The sequence below is a fragment of the Actinoplanes sp. NPDC049316 genome (assembly GCF_040677315.1).
Classification (GTDB): Bacteria; Actinomycetota; Actinomycetes; order Mycobacteriales; family Micromonosporaceae; genus Actinoplanes.
Genome location: NZ_JBFAQM010000038.1, coordinates 60,659 through 84,399, shown reverse-complemented (window position 1 = coordinate 84,399; position 23,741 = coordinate 60,659). Strand labels below are relative to the sequence as shown.

The following is a 23,741-nucleotide window of genomic DNA, read 5'->3' as shown; positions in this document are numbered from 1 at the left end:
CAGCGCGTGCCGATCCACGGCGTCGGATTCCAGGGTCACCTCTCCACCCAGTACGGCTACCCCGACCTGTCGAACAACCTCCAGCGCTTCGCCGCCCTGGGGCTGAAGCTGGCGCTCACCGAGGTGGACGTCCGTACGCCGACCAAGCCGGACGCCGTCAACGAGCCGGTCGACGCGCTCGCCCCGTACGCCCAGGAGAGCTACTGGTCCCGCACGCTGCAGGCGTGCCTGGCCGTCCGTGCCTGCATCTCGTTCACGCCGTGGGGCTTCGGCGACGCCTACTCGTGGGTGCCCGGCTGGTTCACCGACCCGCAGGAGGGCGCAGCCCTGATCTACGACGAGCAGCTGAACCCGAAGGGCCAGTACGACGTGCTGCAGCAGGATCTGGCGCTCGCCTCGGGCGCCCCGCACCGCTCCGGCCGGGGCACCGGTCGCCACTGACGCCATCGTCGTTTCCCAACCGGCCGGGCGCACGTCGGCTCCTGGCGGTCCTCGTCACCGTCTCGATGGGGACCGCGACCGCTGCCGCCGGCGTGCAGCCAGCCGCCGGCCCATCGCCAACGAGCCGACGCCACCAGCCTCACAATCAGATCAGATCAACCGGCTCGATCGGCTGGGCCCTTTTTCTTCGTTCCGGACGGTGACAGGCTGGACGATCTGCCGAAGAATCGGACCGTCAGGTACAGAGCGCTGAGCGCAGCGATCAATGATGTCAAAGAGACGATGACACCCTTGGTCGAGGTGAGCCAGTCTTTGGCGGCTTCAGCGAAGCTCCGATGCTTCACGTGTATCGTCAACCTCGCCGGAACAACGATCGGTCTCTGCTCGATCAGCTCGCTGTCAGCGACGTCTGCCAAGCGGGCCTCATGCCCATCGACCAGGATCACCGGCCGGACATTTATCGAGGCCGCATAGGTGCCGACCCGTTTCGGGGTGACGATCCACTGCCAGTCGGCGTCCTGCCCCTCGAAGACGGATCGTGAAGTCCAGCCGGAAGGCGATACCTCGAAGTCCTCTTCATTCGCCACGATCGTCGCCTCTGCCTCGCAGGAGACTCTGACCTGTATCGACCGGGCATTCTCGGACGGCATCACGGCGTCGGGTGTGAGGCTTCGATCGAGGGTCAGCTTGGCCTGCACGGTGGCGGATCGTTCCTGCTTCATCTCGATGTCGGGGTCGAAGATGAGCTGAGCTTGGTCCCAGCTCTCAGTTGCTCTCAAGCATCGCTTCGCATAGTTGGTGAAGTCGTCCGTCCGAGGTATTCCGACGCTCGGCGTGGTCGGATCTGCCGTGTCATTGCTCATTCTGCTCGACGAGAACAGAAACAGAAACACGATCAACATGGGGATGAGGCCGAGGCCCAGCCACTTGCCGGCTCGCTTCGCTGAATGTGATCGCTGAGGATCGCCCTGACCGTACGCCGACATGATCGACCTTCTTCCGACCTTGTATGCGCACGTCCCTCGGATGTGCAGGGCCATTACAGCGTTTCACCGCCCCCTCGCGACAGGGTCGAGTGACGCGCTTACCGGCCGGAAGGCCCCATCGACCCTCTCGGCCGATGGGAGACGGGTCGATCAAAGCAGACTCCGCCTCGGCCCATTCTCGCCGATCAAGAATGGTGGGTTGGTCCAGCGGCGGCGAAGCCCCATATCGGACAGCACATCGACCGGACCCTAACCCAGGGTTTCGTCCACTGCCGTCGCCAGCATCGGCCACAGCGGTACGCGGGCGCCCAGAGTCGCCTGGAAGGCGTGATAGAGGTCTGCCTTGCCCGGCCACACCGTCGCCGTCGGGCGGTTCGCCGCGTCGAGTTGGTGGAACCACGAGCCGTGGTCGTGGTCGATCAGGAACTCCTCCGTGTAGTCCCACCACGTGCGGTACCAGTCCGCGTACGCCTGCTCGCGGGTGTACGCGTGCAGCGCCGCCGCGGCGTTGATGCCTTCGGCCGCCACCCAGTGCATGCGGTCGCGGACGACCGGGCGGCCCGTCCAGTCGGTCGTGTAGACGAAGCCGGGGTTGCCGTCGACCGACCAGCCGTCGGTGACCGCGCGGTCGAAGAGGTTGCGGGCGGCGGTGGCGAAGAACGCCGGGTCGCCCACGGTCGGGGCCGACGCGGTGTGCAGCAGCAGGCGGGACCATTCGAGGCCGTGGCCGATCGTGGCCCCGTACGGCTTGAAGGCGTGGTCCGGTTTGTCGATGTTGTAGTCGGGCAGGGGCGTCCACGTGGCGTCGTAGTGCTCCGGGATGCGCCACTGGTGGCTCGAGGCGGCGGCCACGACGAAGCGGCAGATGCGCACCGCGCGGTCGATCCAGGCGCGGTCGCCGGTCACGCTCGCCACCGACAGCATCGCCTCGACCGTGTGCATGTTGGCGTTGATGCCGCGGTAGTCGTCCAGCGTGGTGAAGGCGGTGTCCCAGGTGTCGACGCACATGCCGGCCTGCTCGTCCCAGAAGCGGTCCAGGAAGATCTGGGACGCCTCCGCGAGCAGGCCCGCGGCGCCGGGCAGGCCGGCCTGCACACCGGTGGACGCTGCCAGCAGGACGAACGCGTGGTCGTAGCAGCTCTTGCCCGGCTCGGGGGTGCCGTCCCCGGCCACCGCCGAGTGCCAGCCGCCGTGCTCGGTGTCGCGCAGCCGGCCGGTCAGCCCGGCCATCGCCTGCCCCGCGATGCGGCCCGCGCCGGGCACGCCGAGCAGCGCGCCGATGCCGTACACGTGGGTCATCCGGCAGCTGATCAGCGCGGACGTGGGCCGGTCCGGCTCGGGGTCGCCGCGGTCGTCGAGCCAGCGGGCGCCGCCGCCGGGGTCGGCGGTGCGGCGCCCGAAGGCGAGCAGGTCGCGGCTGTGCTGGTCGAGCCAGCGGTGGTGGGCGGGACTGGTCGGCCAGACGGACATGACGATCACTCTAGGTCAGGCCGCCGGGCCGCCCGACGGCCGCCGCCCCGGAGTCCAGCCCGTGGTCAGCTCGGTTAAGCGGGGTGTTCGGAGCGGGCCGACAGGAACAGCCGGGCCAGATCGGCGAAGTCGTCGGCGCGTTCGATCTGCGGCATGTGCCCGGTGTCCGGGAACAGGTGCGACCGGGCGTCCGGGAACGCCGCCTGCGCCGCGGTCAGGTGCGCGGCCGGGAGGATCAGGTCCCGGTCGCCCCAGACCAGCAGCGTCGGGCGCGGGTGCCGGGCGGCTCCCGCCAGCAGCTCGTCGCGCCACGGCCGCCGGATGCCGCGGAAGCCGCCGAGGGACTGCGCGGTCTCCAGGAACACCTGGGCGTACCCGGGGCGGGCGGCCACCTGCAGCGCGAAGTCGACGCGTTCCTGGGTGACGAGCGCCCGGTCGACGAACAGGCTGCGTTCGACCCGCCGGGCGGCCCGGGCGTCCATGCGCCGCATCAGCCGCAGGCCGAGGCCGGGGATGGCCAGCGCGCGGAGGAAGAACGCGACCTCCTTGCCGAAGCCGGCGCTGTTGACCAGCGTCAGCGTCGCCACCCGGGCCGGCGCCGTGACGAGCAGCTGCATCGCGACCGCGCCGCCGAGCGAGTTGCCCATGACGTGCAGCGGCCGCCGCTCGTCCAGTGCGTCCACCGTGGCCAGCACGCCGTCGGCCAGCGCGGCGAGAGTGATCGGCCCGGGCATCCGGTCGGACAGGCCGAAGCCGGGCAGGTCCACGCTGATCACCCGCCAGCCGTCGGACAGCCGCTCGTGCTGGGGCAGCCAGTCCTCCAGGCTGCGCCCGATGCCGTGCAGCAGCAGGATCGGCGGGTTCGCCGGGTCGCCGGTCTCGTGCACGCGGATGCCGGCGCCGCGTACGGTCAGATGCCGGGTCATTTCGCCACCCGTGCCCGGGTCCGGCCGCCGCGCGCGGCGGCCTCGGTGATCCGGTTGAGCACGCGCAGGTGCGACTCCGGCATCAGCCGGGCCAGCAGGTCGGGGAGCTTGGCGGTGGGGGCGATCAGCACCCGGCCGCGGCGGCGCTGCACGCCGTCGAGGATGTCGGCCGCGGCCTTCTCCGGCGGGTACGTCAGCAGCGCGGCGAACATCCGCTGCCCCTTCTCCACCTCGTCGGCGGGCGCGGCGGCGGCGATGCGGGCGCTCTCGGCGATCCGCGTACGCACCCCGCCCGGGTGCACCGTGGTCACGCCGACCCCGGACTCGAGCAGCTCGCCGCGCAGCACCTCGCTGAGCCCGCGCAGCGCGAACTTGCTGGAGCTGTACGCCGACTGCCCGGGCGGGGCGATCAGGCCGTACAGGCTGGAGACGTTGACCAGGTGGGAGCCGGGCTCGGCGCGCAGCGCGGGCAGCAGGTGATGGGTGAGCAGCATCGGCGCGGTGAAGTTCACCGCCATGACCCACTCGAACTCCTCGACGCTGACCTGGTCGAAGCGGCCGCCGAGGGCGACGCCGGCGTTGTTGACCAGCAGGCCGAGCCGCGGGTGCCGCTCCCGGATGCCGGTCGCGGCGGCGACCACGGCCTCCCGGTCGGCGAGGTCGACGACCAGCGACTCGACGGTCCGGCTCGGGTTCGCCGTGCGGATCGCCTCGGCGACGGCGTCCAGGCGCAGCGCGTCGCGGTCGATCAGCACCAGGTCGCTGCCGCGTTCGGCGAGGCCGTGGGCCAGCTGCTCGCCGATGCCGCTGGCGGCGCCGGTCACCAGGGCGGTCCGGCCGGTGAAACGGTACGGGGTCAGGCGCGTCAACGGATCTCCTCGAGGACGGGGGCGGGGGTACGGCTGAACGTCATGTCCCGGCGTACGTCGGCGCGCGGGGTGGTGAGCGCGTCGAGCAGGTAGTTCTGGCGTACGGTCCACGGGTCGCGGTCACCCTGGCTCGGGAAGCGGTCCAGGGCGCGCTGCACGTACCCGGAGGTCAGGTCGAGCAGCGGCCGCCGTGGCCCGGGCTTCTCCTGCGGCGTGGCCGCGGTGTAATGGTGCTTGTCCATGTACGCCAGCAGCCGGCACACGTACCGGTGGGAGAGGTCGGCCCGCAGCGTCCACGACGCGTTGGTGTAGCCGATGCAGTAGGCGAAGTTCGGTACGCCGCTGAGCATCACCCCGCGATAGGCGACGGACCTGCCGGGGTCCACCGCCTTGCCGTCCACGGTGAGCTGCACCCCGCCGATCGGCAGCAGCGACAGCCCGGTGGCGGAGACGATGACGTCGGCCTCCAGCACGCGCCCGTCGGTGAGCCGGACGCCCTCGGGCACGATGCGGTCGATGTGGGCGGTGACCACCGAGGCGCTGCCGGCCTTGATGGCCTGGAACAGGTCGCCGCTGGGCACCACGCACAGCCGCTGGTCCCACGGCTGGTACGCGGGCGTGAAGTGCTCGTCGAGGTACGCCGGGTCGTCCAGGTGGTGCAGCGCGAACCGCCGCAGCAGCGCCTTGACCCGCTCGGGGCGGCGCCGGGCCAGCTGGTAGAAGCCCTGCGAGAGGACGATGTTCTTGGCGCGGACCACCTTGTGCGCCGCCCGGGCGGGCAGCCAGCGGCGCAGGTTGTCGGCCACCGCGTCGCGTTCCGGCAGCACGGTCATGTACGTGGGGGAGCGCTGCAGCATCGTCACGTGCCCGGCGGTGGTGGCCATCGCGGGCACCAGCGTCACCGCGGTCGCGCCGCTGCCGATGACGACCACCCGCTTGCCCGCGTAGTCGAGGTCCTCGGGCCAGAACTGCGGGTGCACGAACGTGCCGCCGAAGTCGTCGATCCCGGGGAAGTCCGGCTGGTAGCCCTGCGCGTAGTCGTAGTAGCCGGCGCACGCGTACAGGAAGCGGCAGGTGAAGGTGCCCTGGCTGGTGGTGACCGTCCAGTGGCCGTCGGCCCAGGCGGCGGTCTGCACCTTCGTGCCGAAGCGGATGTGCGGCATGATGCCGCCGTCCTCCGCCGTCTCCCGGATGTACGTGCGGATCGCGTCGCCGGGTGCCATGGACTTCTCGCCGCGCCACGGCCGGAACGGGTAGCTGAGCGTGAACATGTCCGAGTCCGAGCGCACCCCGGGGTAGCGGAACAGGTCCCAGGTGCCGCCGATGGCGGACCGGGCCTCGAGGATCGCGTACGTCGTGCCGGGCCGTTCCTGCTGCAACCGCCAAGCCGCGCCGATCCCGGAGAGGCCGGCGCCGATGATGAGGACGTCGAAGTGTTCGGCCATGGGTCCAGTGTTCGCCCGGGCACGCCGGGCCACTTGCCTTTGCGCGACAGGGATTTATCCTCTTGCGACATGGAGTCGGTGGTGCGGGCTGCGGGCCTGCGCGGACTGCCCGCCCTGGTGGACAGCCTCGGCGGGGACGGCGCGGCGCTGCTCGCCCGGTTCGACGTCACCTGCGCCGCGGTGGAGTCCGACGACGCGGTGATCCCGTCGGCCGCGGCGGGGCTGCTGCTCGAGGTCGCCGCGGCCGAGCTCGGCTGCCCGGACCTCGGCCTGCGCCTGGCCGGGCTGCAGAACGCCTCCGTGCTCGGCCCGCTCGCGCTGGCGATCGAGAACTCGGCCACCTTCGGCGAGGCCCTCGACACCACCCGCCGGTTCCTGTTCGTGCACAGCCCCGCCCTCACGGTCTCCCAGATCCCCGACCCGTCGGGCCGGCCGGGCGTCATGGGCCTGCTCTACCGGGGTACGGACGCAGAACCGCTCCCGCCACAGGTGGCCGATCTCGGGCTGGGCCTGTTCCACCGGATCATCGTGCTGCTGCACGGCGGGCCGTACGGGCTGCGCTCGGTGCACCTGCCGCACGCCGCGCTGGCACCGGTGGAGGCGTACACCCGTTTCTTCGGCGCGGAGGTGCGCTTCGGCCGGCCGGACGCGGTGCTGCGGGTGCCGGCCGGCCTGGCGAGCATGCCGGTGCGCGGCGGCAACCAGGTGCTGCGCGACATCGCCCTGGACTACATCACCAGCCACTTCCCGGTGCCCGGGCAGAGCGTCGCCGACCGGGTGCACCTGCTGCTCGCCCAGGGGCTGGGCTCCGCGCCGGTCGAGGTCGCGGCGATCGCCCGGATGCTGGGGACGCATCCGCGCACCCTGCAGCGCCGGCTGGCGGCCGAGGGCACCACCTTCGACTCGATCCTCGACGACGTGCGCCGGGCGGCCGCGTACCGGCTCGTCACCCAGACGGACCTGCCGTTCACGCAGGTCACCGCGATGGTGGGGCTGACCGAGCAGTCGGCGCTGACCCGCGCGGTGCGGCGCTGGTACGGGATCACGCCCCGGCAGCTGCGCTCCACGGCGGCCGGCCGGTCCCGGTGAGCCGTACGCCGCCCCACGGGTCGGGCTCGCCCAGCCGCGCCGGCGCCTCGCGCTCGCCGATGCGTACGGTCACGTCCCGCACGCCGGAGCGCAGCTGCGCGCTGAGGGTCTCGTCGGGCGCGGCCCGGCCGCCCCAGCGGTAGCGTCCCTCGACCGGCTCGAACCGTACCGACAGCCGGACCGCGACGGTGACCGCCGCCTCCCCGGCTCGGATGACGGCCTCGCCGCGGTATTCCTCGTCGCTGTCGCTCACAGTCCCGTCGCCGCCAATCCGCCCGGTGTGTCGGCGGCCGCCCGGATGCCGGTGACGCCGCCCCAGAGAAACGTGGTCACGTAGTTCGCCAGCGCCTCGCGGCTGATCGGCTGCTGGTGCCGCAGCCACCAGTCGCCGACCGTCTGGACGTAGCCGACGATGCCGTACGCCCACGGCAGCGCCGGCCCGGAGTCGAGTCCGAGCGCGCGCAGCCGGTCGCCCAGGATCCGGGCGAGCCCGCTGGCCACGGTGTCGATCGCGTCGGCCACCACGTCGCGCTCCCGGGCGATGCCGCGCTGGTGCACCACGAACCGGTACAGGTGCGGATCCGCCTCGATGTACGCCAGGTACGCGTCGACCGCGGCGGAGACGACGTCGCGCTCCTCCCGTACGGCGGCCACCGCGGGTGCGACGGCCTCGACCACCGCGGTGGCGGCCCGGCGCCCGACGGCCTCCCACAGCCCGGACTTGTCCTGGAAGTAGCGGTAGAGCACGGGCTTGCTGACCCCGGCGTGGGCGGCGACCGCATCGATGCCCGGCTCGGGGCCCAGCTCACGGATCGCCTCGATGACCGCGTCGACGAGGTCCTCGCGGCGGCGCTCCCGATGGTCGGCCCAGCGTTTGCTGCGGCCGTCCGGGGACGTGTTGACGCCCGGGTCGGTGGAGTTCATAGTACGAGAAGTAGCTGTTACTTCCGGTAACGTCAACCCCCGCGGAGGCAGACATGGTTCTCTCCGACCGTTCCCAGACCGCCACCAGGCTGCTGCGGTCGTCGGCGTCGCACTCGTACGACCCCGAGGTGGAGATCGACTGGGACGCGCCCCTGCTGCCGGACGCCTACTTCGTGCCCGAGCGCCGCTCCTCGCTGTACGGCACCCCGCTCTGGGAGGGGCTGAGCGCCGAGCAGCGCCGCACGCTGACGAAGCACGAGGTCGCCAGCATCGCGAGCCTCGGGGTCTGGTTCGAGACGATCCTCATGCAGCTGCTCATCCGCGAGTACTACAAGCAGGACCCGACCGCCCCGCACGCGCAGTACGCGCTCACCGAGGTGGCCGACGAATGCCGCCACTCGGTGATGTTCGGGCGCATGATCGAGAAGCTGGGCTGCCCGGTCTACCGCGTCGGCGCGTTCGACAACGGCCTCGGCAAGTGGATCGCCGCCACCGCCACCGGCCCCCGCATGTACGCGGCCATCCTCATCGCCGAGGAGATCCTCGACGCCATGCAGCGCGAGGCGTCCACCGACGAGACGGTGCAGCCGCTGGTCCGCATGGTGTCGCGCATCCACGTCATCGAGGAGGCCCGGCACGTCCGTTACGCCCGCGAGGAGCTCGCCCGCCAGGTCCGCGCGGCCGGCCGCAAGCGGCTCGCGTACGACAAGGTCGTCATCGCGCGGGCGGCGTACCTGACCGGGCGGCGGCTCATCTCGCCCGAGGTCTACCGCTCGGTGGGGATCGCGCCCGAGGTGGGTGCGAAGGCGGCGCGGGAGAACCCGCACTTCCAGGAGACGATGCGGTGGGCGGGGGAGAAGGTCGTCGCGTACCTCAGGGAGCTGGACCTGATCGGCGGTCCCGGCATGGCCCTGTGGCGGCGCTCCGGCCTCCTCTGACCCCGCCCGGCAGGCTCAGGCGGTGAACTTCAGGTATTGCCAGGAGCCGGTCGCCGCGGCGTTCATCGTGTCGCCGGCGAAGGTGGAGCGCAGTCGCCAGCGCACCCCTGCGGTGTGCGAGCCGACCAGCTCCACCCCGCCGATGCTGTCGCCGTTGAGCGTGAAGCAGCTGTTCTTGCTGACCGTACGCCAGGCGCCCGACACGTACGCCTGGCCCTGGAAGCCGTAGCAGCCGTACGGGCGGGCCGGGAGGATCCGGGTGAGCAGCAGCGGGTCCACGGTGCGGTGGTAGAGCTTGTACTTGCCCGACGAGCCGTAGTGGCGGTCCATGACCTCCGAGATCTGCGCGCGGGCGGTCGCCGAGGTGCTCACCGTGCGGGGCAGGTACCACTGGTCGCCCGCGAAGGCCGCGCTGAAGGTCGTGCGGCGGGTGATGCGGTACGTGGCGGTGACCGTACCCGTGCCGCACTTGATCTTGACCTTGGTGCCGTTCTTCGGCGTCGCGTAGAGACACACCGTGCGCGAGTCGTGGGTCGTCCCCAGCTTCGCGGTGAGCGTCGCGGCCGCCTTGTACCCGTACGTCGAGGCGTTGCGGGTGACGCTCAGCGCCGGGGCGCGGCGCGACACCGTGACCGTGACCTGCCGGCTGACCGGCCCGTACATGTCATCTCCCGCGAAGCTCACCGTGTACGTGTTGGCGCCGCCCACCGGGGGCCGGTCATGGACGGTGAAGGCGCCGGTCGCGTCGGCGGTGACCGCCGCGAGCGGGTGCGAGCCCGTCAGGTCCTTGCGCGTGACGCTGAGCGAACCCGCGCCGGCCGACAGCGTGCCCGTCAGCGTGAGGGAGCCCAGCCGGGCCGCCGTCGCGGGCGCCGTCAGTGTGAGCGACGCCGGATCACCGACCGCCGCGAGAGTCGCCCGCCCACCGGGTGCCGGCGCTGCCAGCGCGGCCACGGGTACGGTCAGCGCGGCTGCGCCCCCGGCGACGACGACCGCGAGCCAAGTCCAGCTCTTGTTCAACAACCTGTGACCTCCCGTACGGGCGCCGGACCGATCCCGGCGGCGACCCGAGCCGTCGGCAGGCCAAGCCGATATGTGAGCATTGTCAGCTTCGTGTGGCCCGGACCACCGCGGGAGACGGCGTCGGCTAGCGTCGTCGGGTCGGTGATGATCGGCGTGCGTGAGGGGTGACTGTGCCGAAGCCAGGGGGAGTGTTCTGCGTCGAGGGACAGTGGGAGGACGACCTCACCGAGCGAGGCTCCGTCCTGCCCACCCTCGAGCTGCTCGAACGCCTCGGCAGCATCCGCTTCATCCACCGCGACACCGCCACCACCGAGGAGCTGCACTACTACCTCGACACCTGGCTCTCCCGGAAGTACCAGGACTTCAAGGTCGGCTTCTTCGCCCTGCACGGCCAGCCGTCCCAGCTCTGCCTCACCGCCAAGACCACGGTCGAACTCGACGAGATCGCCGCCTGGATGTCCGGCCGCTGCGCCGGGCGCACCCTGTACTTCGGCAGCTGCTCGGTGCTGCGCGCCTCCGACCGGGTCCTCAAGGAGTTCCTCCACGAGACGAAGGCGGCCATGCTCTGCGGCTTCACCAAAGTCGTCGACTGGGTCGAATCGGCGGCCTTCGAGACGGTCGTGCTCAACGCACTGGTCAACGGCGGCCGCATCGACAGCGTGGAACGCCTGGTGAGATCGGGCCGCTGGGCGGCGCTGGCCGAGCACCTGGGCTTCCGCGTCGTCTACGCCAACGGCCGCACCGGCTGACCAGCGGCCCGATGCAGACATTGCCGCACACAGCCGTCACCTTGGCCGCCGACCTTCGCACCCTCGGTCTGTCGGCCGGCGACGCGGTGCTCGTGCACTCGTCGATGCGGGCGGTCGGATTCGTCGCCGGGGGTGTCCAGGCCGTCGTCGAGGCGTTCCTCGACGTCCTCGGTCCCGGTGGAACGCTGGTGGTGCCGACCCACACGCCGACGAATTCCGACCCCGCGGGCTGGCGCAACCCGCCGGTTCCGGCCACGTGGTGGCCGGTGATCCGCGAGCGGAGCCCCGGCTACGACCCGGCCCGGACCCCCAGTCGGCACATGGGCGTGCTCCCCGAGGTGGTTCGTGCGTGGCCGGGCGCGTTGCGCAGCACCCACCCGCACGTGTCGTTCGCCGCGCTGGGTGCCCGCGCCTCGGTCTTCGTCGGTGACCATCCGCTCGCGGAAGGGCTCGGCGAGGGCTCGCCGCTGGGCGCGCTGTACCGCGAGCACGGCAAGGTCCTGCTGCTCGGCTGCGGGTACGACCGCAACACCTCGCTGCACCTCGCGGAGTGCCGGCAGCCGCGGCCGGCGATGACCGGGTACGGCGCCGCCGTGCGCGAGCCCTCCGGAGGTAGCCGCTGGGTCACCTGGACGGCCCCGGTGGCCGACGCGTCGGACTTCGCGAGGATCGGCGAGGCGTACGAGGCCGGGGGCGAGGTGCGCATCGGGGTGGTCGGCAGCGCGGAGGCCCGGCTGATGGCGCAGCGCTCGGTGGTTGACTTCGCGACAGCAGCGCTGTCCGAGCGCGGTCTGCGACCGTCCTGACGCCGCGTCGGGTTTCGGTACTTCCGGCCCTGGCCGCGGCCTGGCTCACCGCGTTACGACCGGACGTATCGAAGGGAGACGTTGTCATGGTCGCGCAGGTGCGCCGGGTCCTGGCCGCGACGACCGCGGTCGTCCTGGCGGTGCTGGTCATTCCGGGTGGTACGGCCGTCGCCTCGGGCCGGTACCGGGCCGTGGATCTCGGGTTCGACGGTGAGGCGCGGGCCGTGAACAGCCGCGGTGACGTGGTCGGCGAGGGGTGGTTGAGTTCCGCCGACCAGGGCTCGCACGGGTTCCTCTGGTCGCGCGGACGCGTCACGGACCTCGGTGTGCTGGAGCGCGGCGAGTGGGAGTACGGGCGGGCCACCGGCGTGAACGATCGGGGCCAGGTGGTCGGCTTCAGCGTGTACCGCGGCGACCCGGAGCAGTCCGCCGCGCACGCGTTTCTCTGGCAGCGCGGGGTGCTGACCGACATCGACGCCGCCAGCCTCGACAGCATGGCCACCGCCGTCAACAACCGGGGCCAGGTCGTCGGCACGCGGTACCTGGCCGACGGCGCCCACGCGTTCGTCTGGCAGGCCGGGACCATGAAAAACCTGGCGGCTGGGTTCGGCACCGACATCAACGACCGCGGCCAGGTCGTCGGCCGGGATCGGGTGACGGGAGCCACGATGTGGCAGCGCGGGCGGGCGTACGACCTGGGCGCCCCGGCCGGGCAGGACGACTGGGCGCCGGTCGCGATCAACGAGCGCGGATGGATCGCCGGGAACGCCGGGGTGACCACCGGACGGGCGTACCTGTGGCGCGCCGGCTCCTTCCTCGACCTGGGGACCCTCGGCGGGCCCACCGCCTTCGCCGTCGACCTCAACGACCGCGGGCAGGTTCTCGGCCTCAGCGAGACCGCGTCCGGGGACCTGCACCCGTTCCTGTGGCAGGGCGGCCGGATGATCGATCTGACGACCCGCGGGATCCCGGCGGACGTCACCGTGAACGCGCTGGGTGAGCGCGGCCAGATTCTCGGGACGGTCAACACCGGCTCAGGTCAGCACGCCGGGTTCTATCGCTAGAACACGCGCGGGAACGGCACCCGGGCTGCACCCGTCGTGCCCCGCCCGGTGCACCCCGGGCGGCCGACCAGAGCGTCATGCACACACTGCTGTCGGATTTCGCCACGCCGGTCGTCGCGGGGCTCGCCGGGATGCTCGGCGCGTACGCGGTCGAGGACGTTCTGGGCCGGCTGCGCCGGTCCGGTCTCTGCCCGCGCCGCTGGCGCTGAGCGCCGCGGAGATCGGCGGGGCCGCGCGATGAGCCGCGGCGGGGCATGATGAGCCGGTGACCTACCCACCTCCGCTGTACCACGGGGACGGGGGCGAGATCAGCGCCACCCACCGGCCGGACGGCACCGCGCCGGAGCTCGTCTACCCGAACGGCACCCGCGTCCATTACCTGTCCACCGGCGCATCGACCAGCGGGCTCTTCGGTCTCTACCGGTGGGAGTGCGGGCCGGACGTCACCGGGCCCGACCCGCACTTCCACCGCTCGCTGACCGAGTCGTTCTACATCCTGTCCGGCACGATGCGGATCTTCGACGGCCGCCGCTGGATCGACGCCGAGCCCGGCGACTACGTCCACGTCCCGGCCGGCGGCATCCACGGCTTCAAGAACGAGTCCGGGCAGCCCGCCTCGATGCTGCTGCACTTCTCACCGGGCGCGCCGCGCGAGGGCTACTTCGAGGGCCTGACCCGGGTGGCGCAGATGACCGACGAGGAGCGCGCGGCGTTCTACCTCGATCACGACAACATCTGGCTGTCCTGACGCGCGTCCGTCTCCTGCGGGACCTCGTCCTCGCCGGGCACCCGCCGGACCTCGATCGCGGAGCCGGGGACGGCCGGGACGCGCGTGGCCCACTCGATCGCCTCCTGCTTCGAGGCGACGTCGAGCATGAAGAAGCCGCCGAACAGCTCCCGAGTCCCGCCGTACGGGCCGGGCGTCACGACCGGGGCCCCGTCGCCGAAGTGGACCACCGCGCCCTGCCGCGGATCGTCCAGCCCCTCGGCCGCGACGTAGACGCCCGCCTCGGCCGTCGCCTGGATGAACTCGCGGGTCCGGACCATGAGCTCGCCGATGTTCGCCATCATGGCCGCGTTCGACTCGTCGGTGCCCCGCATGATCAGCAGGTACTTCGCCATCGTGTCCTCCTCGTCCGCCGGGCCGCCTCTCGGCCCTGGCACCCTCACGTCGAGCAGGGAACCCGCGGATCGACACGGCCCCGGGGAAATTTCCGGCGCGCAGGCCGCCGCCCCGGAATTGGCCGGTGCCCGGCGGCGGCGCGGGTGGTTACCGTACGGCCATGGCGGACAGCATGATCGTCGGGTTTCTCGGGCTCGGGGTGATGGGCGAGCCCATGGCACTCAACCTCGCGCGGGCCGGCACCCCGTTGCTCGTGTGGACGCGGGACCCGCGCCGCTGCGCGGCCGTACGCGAAGCCGGCGCGACCGTCGCGGAAAGCCCGGCCGACGTCCTGGGGAAGGCCGGCGTCGTGCTGATGATGCTCGCGAACGGCGAGGTGATCGACGCGGTGCTGGGCCGGGGGACGCCCGCCTTCGGTGCTGTCGCCGGGCGGATCCTGGTCCACATGGGCACGACCGCGCCGGAGTATTCGCGTGGGCTGGCGCAGGACGTGGCCGCCGCCGGTGGCCGGTACGTGGAGGCGCCGGTGTCCGGGTCGCGCAAGCCGGCCGAGGCCGGGCAGCTGGTGGCGATGCTGGCGGGCGATCCCGCGGACGTCGCCGAGGTGCGCCCGCTGCTGGACCCGATGATCCGCGATGCGGTGGAGTGCGGGCCGGTGCCGCAGGCGTTGCTGATGAAGCTCGCCGTCAACCTGTACCTGATCAGCATGGTGACCGGGCTGGCCGAGGCGTACCACTTCGCCGAGCGGCACGGGCTCGACCTCGCGCGGCTCACCGCCGTGCTGGACGCCGGGCCGATGGCCAGCGACGTGTCCCGGGTGAAGGCGGCGAAGCTGCTCGGCCGGGACTTCTCCGTGCAGGCCTCCAGCAGGGACGTGCTGTACAACAACGAGTTGATCGCCGCGGCGGCGCGCCGGTCCGGGATCGCCTCACCGGTGCTGGACGTGTGTCACGCGCTCTTCGCGGAGACGGTCGCGCTCGGGCACGGCGCCGACGACATGGCCGCCGTCGTCAAGGCGCTCGAGGCCCGCTGATCAGGGCAGCTTCCAGGACTGCGACGCGGCGCCGGTGCACGGGGACACCTTCGTGGCCGCGCCGGCCGCGCCCGGGTCGGTGAGGCACTGCCCGGTCGCCGGGTTGACCAGCGAGCTGCCCGGGCCGACCCGCCACTGGGAGCTCTCGCGGTCGTCGCAGCGTACGGATCGCACCTCGCCGCCGTCGGTGACCTGCGCGCAGCGTCCCGCGACCCGCAGCGTCCCGTCGGTGGCCAGGGTGAAGGTCTGGTAGCTCACGCCGCTGCACCCGCTCACCTGGATGGGGCTGCCGTCGAGGCCGAGCAGGCCCCCGAGCGCCAGGCAGCGGCCGCCGGCCCCGGTGATCGCGCCGGTGCGGTCGGCCGCGGGCGGCGGCGCGAGCGTGGCCGAGGGCGCGGCGGCCGACGTCGGCGCGGACAGGGTGACGGGCGGGGGGACGGCGCCCGTTCGCGACGTGGACTCGGTCCGGGCCGGTGCGGTCGTGGACGCTCGAGCGGTGCGGGCGGCGGCCGCGGAGGCGCGCTGCGAGCCGGTGGCGCCGGGGGCGTCGCCCAGCGAGCCGGTCACCCCGGGGGCCGGCAGGGTCGCCTGCGTCTCCGGCAGCGGCGGTCTGTCGTCGCCGCCCGTACCGAAGAGCACGAACGCGGCCGCCACCAGCGCGAGCACGAGCACTCCGCCGAGGACGACGAGCCGCTGCCGCATCGGGGTGACGCCGTGGCCGGTCGTCGCGGGCGCGGCGGCCGGGGCGGCCACCGGTTCCTCGGGCGCCGGCTGCTCGTCGGGCAGCATGGCCGTCTCCGGCCAGGTCTCCTCCGGACGGTCGTCCGGACCGGCCGGCTCGGTGCTGCTCGGCTCGCTCTTGATGTACGGGCGCACGAGCACGGGATCCTGCCGCTGGAGCTCGTCGTTCTGCTCGTCCGCCATCTCGTCCCCGCCTCGGTGTCCACCCCGCCGCGCGGCCACACCGCCCGCCGCGCCGGCCGAGCGGTCCGCAGCGCGCAGCGCCGACCGGTACGTCAAGATACGCGAGCGCCGCCCGCGGAGATCATTGCGGCGGGGACTTTCTTCACGGTGCGATGCCCGGAGCGCGGGCGCCGCCGAACACTAGACTCGGGTCGTGTCAGCCACCGACCACCTGCCGCAGCGCGTCCGGCTGGTGGCGGCCCTGATCGACGAGGCGCTGCGACCGTGAGCATCGAGGTGCGTACGGTGTCCGCGCTGGCCGACCTCGCCGCCGTCGACGCGCTGTTCGCCGGCATCTGGAACGCCGAGCCGGGCGGGGTGCTGCTGGGCACCGACCTGCTGCGGGCGCTGGCCACCTGCGGCAACTACGTCGCGGCCGCGTACGACGGGGATGCCCTGGCCGGGGGATGTGTGGGCTTTTTCGGTCCGCCGGCGCGGCGGGAGCTGCACAGCCACGTCGCCGGGGTGGCGCCGGCGGCGATGGGACGCGCGGTCGGGTACGCGCTCAAGCAACACCAGCGCGCCTGGGCCCTGGACCGCGGCGCCGCCCTCATCAGCTGGACCTTCGACCCGCTGGTGGCCCGGAACGCGTACTTCAACCTGGCGAAGCTGGGCGCGGTCCCGGTCGCGTACCTGCCGGACTTCTACGGCGTCATGCACGACCGGATCAACGGCGACGAGGAGTCCGACCGGCTGCTCGTCCACTGGGACCTGACCGCGGGCACGCCGCTGCGGGACGACCCGGCCGGCGGTGTCGTCGCCCTGGGGCGCTCGGCGGAGCCGGGTTCCTTGGACGGCGAGAAATTGCTGGTCGCCGTACCGCACGATGTGGAGGGGCTGCGCCGCAGCGACCCCGCCGCCGCCCGCCGGTGGCGGGTCGCCGTCCGCGACACCCTAACCGTCCTGCTCGCCGACGGCGCCCGCTTCACCGGGTTCGACCGTTCCGGCTGGTACGTCCTGAGGAGGCCCTCGTGAAGCTGGAAGGCGTCGAGCTGCGCCGCGTCACCATGCCGCTGGTCGCGCCGTTCCGCACCTCGTTCGGCACCGAGACCACGCGCGACGTGCTGCTGGTGCGCGTCCTCACCGGCGACGCCGAGGGCTGGGGCGAGTGCGTCGCGATGGCCGACCCGCGCTACTCGCCCGAGTACGCCGATGCCGCCGCGGACGTGCTGCGCCGCTACCTGGTGCCCGCGCTGGCGGCCGCGCCGCGGCTGGACGCGTACGCGGTGGCGCCGGTCCTGGCGCAGTTCAAGGGGCACCGCATGGCGAAGGCGGCGCTGGAGACCGCGGTCCTCGACGCCGAGCTGCGCGCCGAGGGCCGGTCCTTCGCGCGCGAGCTGGGGGCCGTCCGCGACCGCGTGCCGTGCGGCGTCTCGGTGGGGATCATGGGATCGGTGCCGGAGCTGCTCGACGCGGTCGGCGGCTACCTCGAGGCCGGCTACGTCCGGATCAAGCTGAAGATCGAGCCGGGCTGGGACGTCGAGCCGGTCCGCGCGGTCCGGGAGCGCTTCGGCGACGAGGTGCTGCTGCAGGTGGACGCGAACACCGCGTACACGCTCGCGGACGCCCGGCACCTCGCCCGGCTGGACCCGTTCGATCTGCTGCTGATCGAGCAGCCGCTCGACGAGGAGGACGTGCTGGGCCACGCCGAGCTGGCGAAGCGGATCACCACGCCGGTGTGCCTCGACGAGTCGATCACGTCGGCCCGTACGGCCGCGGCGGCCCTCGCGCTGGGCGCGTGCGCGATCGTCAACGTCAAACCGGGCCGCGTCGGTGGCTATCTCGAGGCGCGGCGCATCCACGACCTGTGCGCGGCGCACGGGGTTCCGGTGTGGTGCGGCGGCATGCTGGAGACCGGTCTGGGGCGTGCGGCCAACGTCGCCCTCGCCGCCCTGCCGGGGTTCACGCTGCCCGGCGACACCTCGGCGTCGGACCGCTACTTCGCCACCGACCTGACCGCGCCGTTCGTGCTCGAGAACGGTCACCTGCAGGTGCCCGCAGGACCGGGACTGGGGGTGGAACCGCTCGCCGAAGTGCTCGAGGCGGTGACCACCGCGACTCAGTGGCTCCCGCTGTGAAGAAATCGCGCCGTCACGGGCAACCTCCGCGGCTCCGCGGACCACTGAGGAGCATGACCCGGTTCTTCCGTTGCGATCCGCAGCGCGCGCCCCGCAAGGACCCGTTCCTGATGATCGCGGCGGACGTGCCCGAGCTCACGCCCCAGCTGCTCGGCGATGCGTACGAGCTGCTGCGCAGCTTCGACGCGGTGATCGGCCCGACCAGTGACGGCGGCTGGTACGCGTTCGGCGTGCGCGAGCCCGCCAAGGGCGCCGACCTGAACACGCTGACCGATTCCGGTGAGCTCACGATGGCCGCGTTGCGCCGGGGTCTGCGGGTGGCGCTGCTGCCCGTCCTCCCGGCCGCTTGATCTCAGGTCAGCGTCCGGCGGCGTCCGTGAGGATCGTCACGAGCCTCGCGCGGCACTCCGCGACGAAGGCGGGCCATGTGTCGCGGTAGTAGGAGACTCCGCTGACGCCCACTGCGATGGCCCAGGCCCGGGCGCGAGTCCAGGAGTGATCGTCGACACCCACGGCGTTCCAGTAGGCGTCGCGGGCCGGGCGGGGCAGGTCCCACACGGTGGCGTGCTCCGCGTCCGGGAACCCGACGGAGAGGCCGCCGAAGTCGATGACGGCGTGCAGGCGGCCCTCCGACACCAGCAGATTCGCGGGCCTGAGGTCGCCGTGCAGCCACCTGTGCGGACCGGCGGGCTCGGGCAGGTCGAGTGCGGTACGCCACAGCTCGTGCAGCGCTTCCAGATCGAGGCCGCCGGGCGCGGCGCGGCAGTCCTCGAAGCAGGCGCTGATCCACTCGTCGCAGGCGCCGAGGCTTCCCCCGCGGTACCAGCTCAGCTCACCGGCGCGGACGGCGCCCATGAGGTCGATGCCGTGCAGCGTCCGGACGAAGCTCGCCAGGTCGGTTCCGAACGTGGCCCAGTCCTGGACGGTGTCCGGTCCGGCCTGGGCCCCGTCGATCCAGCGGTAGACCGACCAGGGCAGCGGGAACCCGGCGGCGGGCCGGCCGGCGTGGACCGGCTCCGGGACGCGGCAGGGGAGCAGCGGTCCCAGCCGCGGAAGCCACGTCCGCTCCTTGTGCAGGGCCTGCGCCTTGCCGGCCGTTCGCGGGAGCCGGACAAGAAGATCGTCCCCCAGCCGGTACATGGTGTTGTCGGTGCCGGCGCCGGCCGGCGACAGCGGGAGCGTGGCCCAGTCCGGGCGCTGGGTCTGCAGCAGCGAGCGGACAACCGCCTCGTCCGCCGGGACCTCGTTCTCGTGAAGCATCACAATCGGGATCCTTCCGGCGCAACCCGGGGCGTCGCCAGCGCATTTCCCGCCGGGAAGTGAAGATCAAGTCACTCAAAAGGTGTAAACAACGTCACCTTTGACCCCGGAAACTTGGCCGTGCCCGGCGAGAAGTGGTTACGGTCGGCCGGTCCGCTCAGCGGGCCCCGCGGTCGGTAACGCCGAGTCCTGCCGCCGACCGGACCGGGACATCAATCGATCAGGCATGGAGCGGGGGACCCACACGTTCCTCGGCGCGCCGGTGCGCGCGCCTCGGGGTGAAGCCGCCACGCGCGGCCGGGCTTCCTCGGCCCGAACCCGACAGCTGACCTCGCAGGCGTGGAGGTTTTTCAGTCATGGCACAGATCCGCAAGCAGTCCCTGCGCGCCCTCGGCCTGGCGGTCGCGGGTGCGGCCGGCACGATGGCCCTGCTGGCCCCGGCCTCCGCGGCCCAGGCGAAGTCCAGCGTCAACTGGGACGCGGTCGCGCAGTGCGAGTCCGGCGGCAACTGGAGCATCAACACCGGCAACGGCTACTACGGTGGCCTGCAGTTCAGCCGCAGCACGTGGAAGGCGTACGGCGGCACCAAGTACGCGAGCACGGCCAACAAGGCCAGCCGGTCGCAGCAGATCCGCATCGCCGAGAAGGTGCTCGACGGTCAGGGCATCGGCGCCTGGCCGGTGTGCGGCAAGAAGGCCGGCTCGACCAAGTCGTACAAGGCCAGGAACACGGCCGGCGCCTCCTCGAAGTCGCACAAGTCGTCGTCGCACAAGTCGTCGTCGCGCAAGACCACGACGCACAAGAGCACGGCGAAGGCGACGAAGAGCACGTCGGCGCGGGCGACCGGCAAGACCTACGTGGTGCGGTCCGGCGACACCCTCGCGAAGATCGCGAGCAGCAAGCACGTCAAGGGCGGCTGGCGCGCGCTGTACCAGCTCAACCGGGGCGAGATCGGTGGCAACCCGAACCTGATCTTCCCGGGTCAGCGCCTGGCCCTCTGACGGGTCCGCGGTGAGACCGGGAGGCCGGGCCCACCGACGATGAACGACACCGTCCACACCGGTCACCTTGTCCGGTGTGGACGGTGTTGGCGTACGGCCCGCCGGGGTCTTGCGCCGCGCGGCATGATGGGCGCATGAGGCTGGTCGAGCCCACTCCGGCGATGGTCGCCTCGGCGCTGCCCTGGTTCGACCACCCGCAGGTGCAGCGCTACCTCGGCGGCCGCGACTGGCTGCCCCGGGTCCTGTCCGTCGCGGCCCGCGGCGGCGGCGAGGTCTTCCGCGGCCACCTCGTGCTGCGCTGCCACGCGTGGTTCGGCGTCGACGCGGCCGGCGAGGTCGGCTTCATCGGCGGCGACGTGTACGCCGACGGCCACGGCCTGCGGTCGATGGGGCTGGCTTTCGTCGTCGACCCCCGCCGCTGGCGCGAGGGTCGCGGACGGGCGCTGCTGCGCGCTGCCACGACGGCTTCCGAGGTGTCGGACGTCGACGAGTTCTTCTGCGGGGTGCAGCCGGACAACGTGGCGAGCCGCTCGTGCTGCGCGGCCGCCGGCTTCGTCCCCGACGACGGCGTCACCAGCGAGGGCCTCCTCTACTACCGGCTGCGGCGGCCGGGAAAAAATCCCGCGGAGGCGGGCAACCTTTCCGGCCCGGGCGGCCACTGAAGGGGTGTTCGCCCGCGGGGAGGCCGTTTCCCGGACCTCACCGGCCTCCCCGCAGGCGAGCCGCGGACGACCTGATTGCCAGGGACCGGGCGCTCGAAAGGAAGTATCTTTCGCCCGGTCAGGAGCGGACCACCGGCTGCCCCGGTCCCCATGCCCCCCTTTGCCGGGGCAGCCGGCACCGCCGTACCGCCGCACGTCAGGAAGGACCGCGTGACCGACCCCGATACAGAGCGTGCCTTCCGGCGCTTCTTCGACCAGCACCACGCGGACCTGTCGCGGCTCGCCTTCCTCGTCACGGGCGACGCCGGGGCCGCCGACGACCTGGCCGCGGACGCGTTCCTGGAGGTGTGGAAGCACTGGGAGCGGGTGGAGGCGGCCGACAACCCGCTCGCGTACGCCCGCGGCATCGTCGCGAACCTGGCCCGGCAGTGGATCAAGCGGCAGACCCGGGAGCGGCACGGCCTGCTGCGGCTGGGCCTGCTGCGGCGTGACCGCAGCGACCCGGACACCGCGGCGGTGCTGGACGTCCGGGAGGCGCTGAGCCGGCTTCCGGTGCGGCGCCGTGAGTGTGTCGTGCTGCGGTACGCCTTCGACGTGCCCGAGCGGGAGGTGGCCGAGATCCTCGGCATCTCGGTCGGCGCGGTGAAGAGCCAGACCTCACGCGGCGCCGCGCAACTGAGCATGTTCTTGCAGGAGCTACCGGTGGGCATAGGAGGCCGCAATGCGGGAGCCTGACGAGCGGGACCTGCGGGTCCTGCTGCGCGAGGAGGCGGAGCGGCACCGCCCGGACCGGGACGCGATGTTCGAGCGGATCGTCCGTGGCCGTGCCGAGTCGCGCCGCACCGCGCTGGTCCGGCTGCGCCCGCTCGCCGCGGCGGCCGCGGTCGGCCTCGTGGTCGTCGGCGTCGTGGGCGTCCGTGTCGCGGGCGGTGGGGGAGAAGCCGACAGCGCACCCGCGGCCGCCCCTTCTGCCGCGGCCACCACGCCGTCCCCGTCGCCGCCGCCGGCCCGTCCGGCGACGAGCGCGCCCCCGAAGGCCTCCGCCTCCAGCAAGGCCGTACACCGGCCGGGCTTCCTGACCGCCGACGCCGCGATCGACGGGCACTCGAACCCGAACTGGAGCCAGGGCAACGTCACACTGCGCACCACCAGGACCCTGACCGCCCTCGAGGTGACGGTCTCGGTCGCCCGCACCGACGGTGTGGTGAGCACGGGGCAGTGGAGCACCGTGCCCGCCCAGATGATGGCCATGACCGTCACGGAACGCGGTGGCCGGCTCGTCTACCGGTTCGTGCTCCAGCACGGTGCCACGCTGACGCCCGGGCAGTACGTGTTCGCGGTGCAGTACAACCACGCGGACAAGCGCGCGCCGGCCGCCGACACCTACACGGTGTCGGCGACCGGCGGCGGCAAGGACGCCTCGGCGGCGGGCGGCTTCTAAGCCGCCGCGCAGCTCACGGCCGGTGCGGTGTTCGTGCCGGTCGAGCTGGCGGTGAAGCCCCAGCTCGTGCTTCCGCCGGCCGGCAGCGAGCCGTTGTACGACATCGAGCGCGCCGTCACGGCGTCACCCGAGGTCGTCACGGTCGCGTTCCAGGTGTTGGTGAAGCGCTGGCCGTCGGGCCAGGTCCACGTCACCGTCCAGGAGGAGATCGCCGTGGCGCCGGCCTTGACCGTCACCGCGCCCTGGAAGCCGCCGCCCCACTGCCCGGTGATCGCGTACGCGGCGGAGCACGACTTGCCGGCCGGCGGGTTCGACGGCGGGGTGGACGGGTTGCTCGGCGGCGTCGAGGGCGGCGTGGAGGTGCCGGCGTACACGCTGGCCTCCCGCGCGGTGGCCTTGATGCCGTTGGCGCCGTTGAACAGCCGCTGGCCCCACGACGTCAGCTTGGTGGCGTCGAAGTTCGTGACCAGGTCGAGGTATTCGACGCCGCCGCCGTTGCCGCTCCACGACCAGCCCAGGTAGCCGATGCTCTGCGCCTGGGCGGTGGCCATGATGGTGTCCTCGTCGGGGTTGCCGTCGGAGTGGTTGAAGCCGAACTCGCCGACGACGATCGGCAGGCCGGCGCTCTTGAACCGGCCGAGGTAATCCGTGATCTCGGCGGCGGTGTCGAAGACGCCGTACATGTGGATCGAGAAGATGATGTTGCGCCGCGGGTCGGTGGCGAACACCGACGCGGCGTTGTCACGCATGGTGAAAGACCAGTCCTGACCCCAGTTCGGCGCGTCCACCATGATCGAGTGCTCGAAGCCGGCCGCGCGCAGCCGGGTGATCGCGTTCTTGGTGTCGGCGACCCAGCCCGCGGCGTTCGTGTTGCCGTACGGCTCGTTGCCGATGTTGAGGATGACGTAGCGCTCCTGGCCGGCGAGGGCGCTCTTGATGCCGATCCAGTAGTCGACCGCCTTGGCCAGCGTGGTCGCCGCGGCGTCCTCGCCGTAGCCGGTGGTGTCGTGCACCTCGAGCACGCAGATGAGCCGGTTGGCCTTGCACTGGTTGATCACGTTGGTGACGTCGGCGGCGTCGTTGCGGGTCCAGCGGTCGCCGCTGCTGAGCACCACGCGGACGGTGTTGGCGCCGAGCGCCTTGATGTCGGCGAGCGCGCCGATCTTGTCGGCGTACCAGGTGTGCGCATGGTTGACCCCGCGCATGACGAAGGCGTTGCCGTTGGCGTCGAGGATCTGCGATCCGCTGACGGTGAAGCCGGCTGCGGCCTGGGCGGGCTGGGCGGCCAGCGTCGCCCCGGCCACCAGGGCCGTGGCCAGGGCGGCCAGGCCGCCCAGGAGACTGCGTTTTCTCACGAGTGGGTCCTCCATCGGTGTAGGAAGCGCTCCCATGACGGTGGACGCCCCTATGTGTACCTACTCGGTTAAGTTGCTGTCAACATCGGCGTCTG

The 23,741-nt window shown here is 72.3% G+C and carries 28 protein-coding genes and 1 riboswitch; of the genes, 16 read left to right on the top strand and 12 right to left on the bottom strand.

Translation table 11 applies throughout. The features are described 5' to 3' along the window. Positions 1-441, top strand: a 441-nt coding sequence (locus tag AB0K03_RS36740; RefSeq protein WP_364695253.1) for an endo-1,4-beta-xylanase, incomplete at its 5' end; no start/stop codon positions are given. Positions 442-596: 155 nt separating this feature from the next. Here the strand turns inward: AB0K03_RS36740 and AB0K03_RS36735 are convergent. The 5 genes from AB0K03_RS36735 to AB0K03_RS36715 form a co-directional block, all read right to left on the bottom strand. Beyond that, positions 597-1,427, bottom strand: coding sequence for a hypothetical protein (locus tag AB0K03_RS36735; RefSeq protein WP_364695250.1), 831 nt, complete (start codon positions 1,425-1,427; stop codon positions 597-599). Between the two features lie 249 nt (positions 1,428-1,676). Then, positions 1,677-2,897 (bottom strand): AGE family epimerase/isomerase, encoded by a 1,221-nt coding sequence (locus AB0K03_RS36730; RefSeq protein ID WP_364695247.1) that lies wholly within the window; start codon positions 2,895-2,897, stop codon positions 1,677-1,679. 74 nt (positions 2,898-2,971) lie between these two features. After that, on the bottom strand, positions 2,972-3,823 hold the full coding sequence (locus AB0K03_RS36725) for an alpha/beta fold hydrolase (protein WP_364695244.1): 852 nt from the start codon (positions 3,821-3,823) through the stop codon (positions 2,972-2,974). After that, positions 3,820-4,683 (bottom strand): SDR family NAD(P)-dependent oxidoreductase, encoded by an 864-nt coding sequence (locus AB0K03_RS36720; RefSeq protein ID WP_364695265.1) that lies wholly within the window; start codon positions 4,681-4,683, stop codon positions 3,820-3,822. The genes AB0K03_RS36725 and AB0K03_RS36720 overlap by 4 nt, the downstream gene beginning before the upstream one ends. A gap of 5 nt (positions 4,684-4,688) precedes the next feature. Then, entirely contained in the window at positions 4,689-6,137 is a 1,449-nt protein-coding gene (locus tag AB0K03_RS36715) for an NAD(P)/FAD-dependent oxidoreductase (protein ID WP_364695242.1), read from the bottom strand. A 69-nt stretch (positions 6,138-6,206) separates the two neighbouring features. Between AB0K03_RS36715 and AB0K03_RS36710 the strand changes: the two genes are divergently transcribed. Continuing rightward, complete coding sequence (locus tag AB0K03_RS36710; protein WP_364695239.1) at positions 6,207-7,226, top strand: AraC family transcriptional regulator; 1,020 nt, start codon at positions 6,207-6,209, stop codon at positions 7,224-7,226. Here the strand turns inward: AB0K03_RS36710 and AB0K03_RS36705 are convergent. Next, on the bottom strand, positions 7,180-7,479 hold the full coding sequence (locus AB0K03_RS36705) for a DUF4873 domain-containing protein (protein ID WP_364695236.1): 300 nt from the start codon (positions 7,477-7,479) through the stop codon (positions 7,180-7,182). The genes AB0K03_RS36710 and AB0K03_RS36705 overlap by 47 nt on opposite strands. After that, positions 7,476-8,150: a TetR/AcrR family transcriptional regulator gene (locus tag AB0K03_RS36700; RefSeq protein WP_364695233.1), complete on the bottom strand. Its 675-nt coding sequence runs from the start codon at positions 8,148-8,150 to the stop codon at positions 7,476-7,478. Before AB0K03_RS36700 ends, AB0K03_RS36705 begins: the two co-directional genes overlap by 4 nt. A 53-nt stretch (positions 8,151-8,203) precedes the next feature. On the opposite strand from AB0K03_RS36700, the gene AB0K03_RS36695 reads away from it, so the two are divergent. Beyond that, positions 8,204-9,088 (top strand): diiron oxygenase, encoded by an 885-nt coding sequence (locus tag AB0K03_RS36695; RefSeq protein ID WP_364695231.1) that lies wholly within the window; start codon positions 8,204-8,206, stop codon positions 9,086-9,088. 15 nt (positions 9,089-9,103) lie between these two features. Here the strand turns inward: AB0K03_RS36695 and AB0K03_RS36690 are convergent, their stop codons facing one another. Next, positions 9,104-10,111, bottom strand: coding sequence for a hypothetical protein (locus AB0K03_RS36690; protein ID WP_364695228.1), 1,008 nt, complete (start codon positions 10,109-10,111; stop codon positions 9,104-9,106). Positions 10,112-10,281: 170 nt separating this feature from the next. Here AB0K03_RS36690 and AB0K03_RS36685 point away from each other — a divergent pair, with 170 nt between their 5' ends. The 5 genes from AB0K03_RS36685 to AB0K03_RS36665 all read left to right on the top strand — a co-directional run bounded on the left by AB0K03_RS36685 (position 10,282) and on the right by AB0K03_RS36665 (position 13,478). Further along, positions 10,282-10,860 (top strand): DUF6642 family protein, encoded by a 579-nt coding sequence (locus AB0K03_RS36685; RefSeq protein ID WP_364695225.1) that lies wholly within the window; start codon positions 10,282-10,284, stop codon positions 10,858-10,860. A gap of 11 nt (positions 10,861-10,871) precedes the next feature. After that, on the top strand, positions 10,872-11,666 hold the full coding sequence (locus AB0K03_RS36680; protein WP_364695223.1) for an AAC(3) family N-acetyltransferase: 795 nt from the start codon (positions 10,872-10,874) through the stop codon (positions 11,664-11,666). A gap of 86 nt (positions 11,667-11,752) precedes the next feature. Then, positions 11,753-12,730 carry a hypothetical protein gene (locus AB0K03_RS36675; RefSeq protein ID WP_364695220.1) on the top strand — a complete coding sequence of 326 codons (978 nt, stop codon included), beginning with the start codon at positions 11,753-11,755 and terminating at the stop codon, positions 12,728-12,730. A gap of 77 nt (positions 12,731-12,807) precedes the next feature. After that, on the top strand, positions 12,808-12,939 hold the full coding sequence (locus tag AB0K03_RS36670; protein WP_364695217.1) for a hypothetical protein: 132 nt from the start codon (positions 12,808-12,810) through the stop codon (positions 12,937-12,939). A 56-nt stretch (positions 12,940-12,995) separates the two neighbouring features. Beyond that, positions 12,996-13,478: a cupin domain-containing protein gene (locus AB0K03_RS36665; RefSeq protein ID WP_364695214.1), complete on the top strand. Its 483-nt coding sequence runs from the start codon at positions 12,996-12,998 to the stop codon at positions 13,476-13,478. Here the strand turns inward: AB0K03_RS36665 and AB0K03_RS36660 are convergent. Then, positions 13,454-13,852, bottom strand: a complete 399-nt coding sequence (locus tag AB0K03_RS36660; RefSeq protein WP_364695211.1) for a YciI family protein — start codon at positions 13,850-13,852, stop codon at positions 13,454-13,456. The genes AB0K03_RS36665 and AB0K03_RS36660 overlap by 25 nt on opposite strands. 161 nt (positions 13,853-14,013) lie before the next feature. Here AB0K03_RS36660 and AB0K03_RS36655 point away from each other — a divergent pair, with 161 nt between their 5' ends. After that, complete coding sequence (locus AB0K03_RS36655) at positions 14,014-14,886, top strand: NAD(P)-dependent oxidoreductase (RefSeq protein WP_364695208.1); 873 nt, start codon at positions 14,014-14,016, stop codon at positions 14,884-14,886. On the opposite strand, the gene AB0K03_RS36650 is transcribed toward AB0K03_RS36655, so the two are convergent. Further along, a complete protein-coding gene (locus tag AB0K03_RS36650; RefSeq protein WP_364695205.1) occupies positions 14,887-15,810 on the bottom strand; it encodes an RICIN domain-containing protein in 924 nt (307 codons plus the stop codon). A 264-nt stretch (positions 15,811-16,074) separates the two neighbouring features. Between AB0K03_RS36650 and AB0K03_RS36645 the strand changes: the two genes are divergently transcribed. The 3 genes from AB0K03_RS36645 to AB0K03_RS36635 are packed head-to-tail and all read left to right on the top strand — an operon-like array spanning position 16,075 to position 18,277. Next, positions 16,075-16,824 (top strand): GNAT family N-acetyltransferase, encoded by a 750-nt coding sequence (locus AB0K03_RS36645; protein WP_364695202.1) that lies wholly within the window; start codon positions 16,075-16,077, stop codon positions 16,822-16,824. Then, a complete protein-coding gene (gene menC / locus AB0K03_RS36640; protein WP_364695199.1) occupies positions 16,821-17,927 on the top strand; it encodes an o-succinylbenzoate synthase in 1,107 nt (368 codons plus the stop codon). Before AB0K03_RS36645 ends, menC begins: the two co-directional genes overlap by 4 nt. A gap of 53 nt (positions 17,928-17,980) precedes the next feature. Next, the gene (locus AB0K03_RS36635) at positions 17,981-18,277 is read left to right on the top strand and encodes a DUF2064 domain-containing protein (protein ID WP_364695196.1); all 297 of its coding nucleotides are present in this window, start codon (positions 17,981-17,983) and stop codon (positions 18,275-18,277) included. Between the two features lie 7 nt (positions 18,278-18,284). On the opposite strand, the gene AB0K03_RS36630 is transcribed toward AB0K03_RS36635, so the two are convergent. Beyond that, the gene (locus AB0K03_RS36630) at positions 18,285-19,187 is read right to left on the bottom strand and encodes an aminoglycoside phosphotransferase family protein (protein WP_364695262.1); all 903 of its coding nucleotides are present in this window, start codon (positions 19,185-19,187) and stop codon (positions 18,285-18,287) included. Positions 19,188-19,357: 170 nt separating this feature from the next. Continuing rightward, positions 19,358-19,538: riboswitch (cyclic di-AMP (ydaO/yuaA leader) on the top strand. A gap of 5 nt (positions 19,539-19,543) precedes the next feature. Here AB0K03_RS36630 and AB0K03_RS36625 point away from each other — a divergent pair. The 4 genes from AB0K03_RS36625 (at position 19,544) to AB0K03_RS36610 (ending at position 22,291) form a co-directional block, all read left to right on the top strand. Further along, positions 19,544-20,188, top strand: a complete 645-nt coding sequence (locus AB0K03_RS36625) for a transglycosylase family protein (protein WP_364695194.1) — start codon at positions 19,544-19,546, stop codon at positions 20,186-20,188. 134 nt (positions 20,189-20,322) lie between these two features. Continuing rightward, positions 20,323-20,850 carry a GNAT family protein gene (locus tag AB0K03_RS36620; protein ID WP_364695191.1) on the top strand — a complete coding sequence of 176 codons (528 nt, stop codon included), beginning with the start codon at positions 20,323-20,325 and terminating at the stop codon, positions 20,848-20,850. Positions 20,851-21,060: 210 nt separating this feature from the next. After that, positions 21,061-21,585: a SigE family RNA polymerase sigma factor gene (locus tag AB0K03_RS36615; protein WP_364695188.1), complete on the top strand. Its 525-nt coding sequence runs from the start codon at positions 21,061-21,063 to the stop codon at positions 21,583-21,585. Further along, positions 21,572-22,291: a hypothetical protein gene (locus AB0K03_RS36610; RefSeq protein WP_364695185.1), complete on the top strand. Its 720-nt coding sequence runs from the start codon at positions 21,572-21,574 to the stop codon at positions 22,289-22,291. Before AB0K03_RS36615 ends, AB0K03_RS36610 begins: the two co-directional genes overlap by 14 nt. Here AB0K03_RS36610 and AB0K03_RS36605 read toward each other — a convergent pair. Continuing rightward, the gene (locus tag AB0K03_RS36605) at positions 22,288-23,619 is read right to left on the bottom strand and encodes a cellulase family glycosylhydrolase (RefSeq protein ID WP_364695259.1); all 1,332 of its coding nucleotides are present in this window, start codon (positions 23,617-23,619) and stop codon (positions 22,288-22,290) included. The two genes, AB0K03_RS36610 and AB0K03_RS36605, sit on opposite strands and share 4 nt — an antisense overlap. Positions 23,620-23,741: the final 122 nt, after the last annotated feature.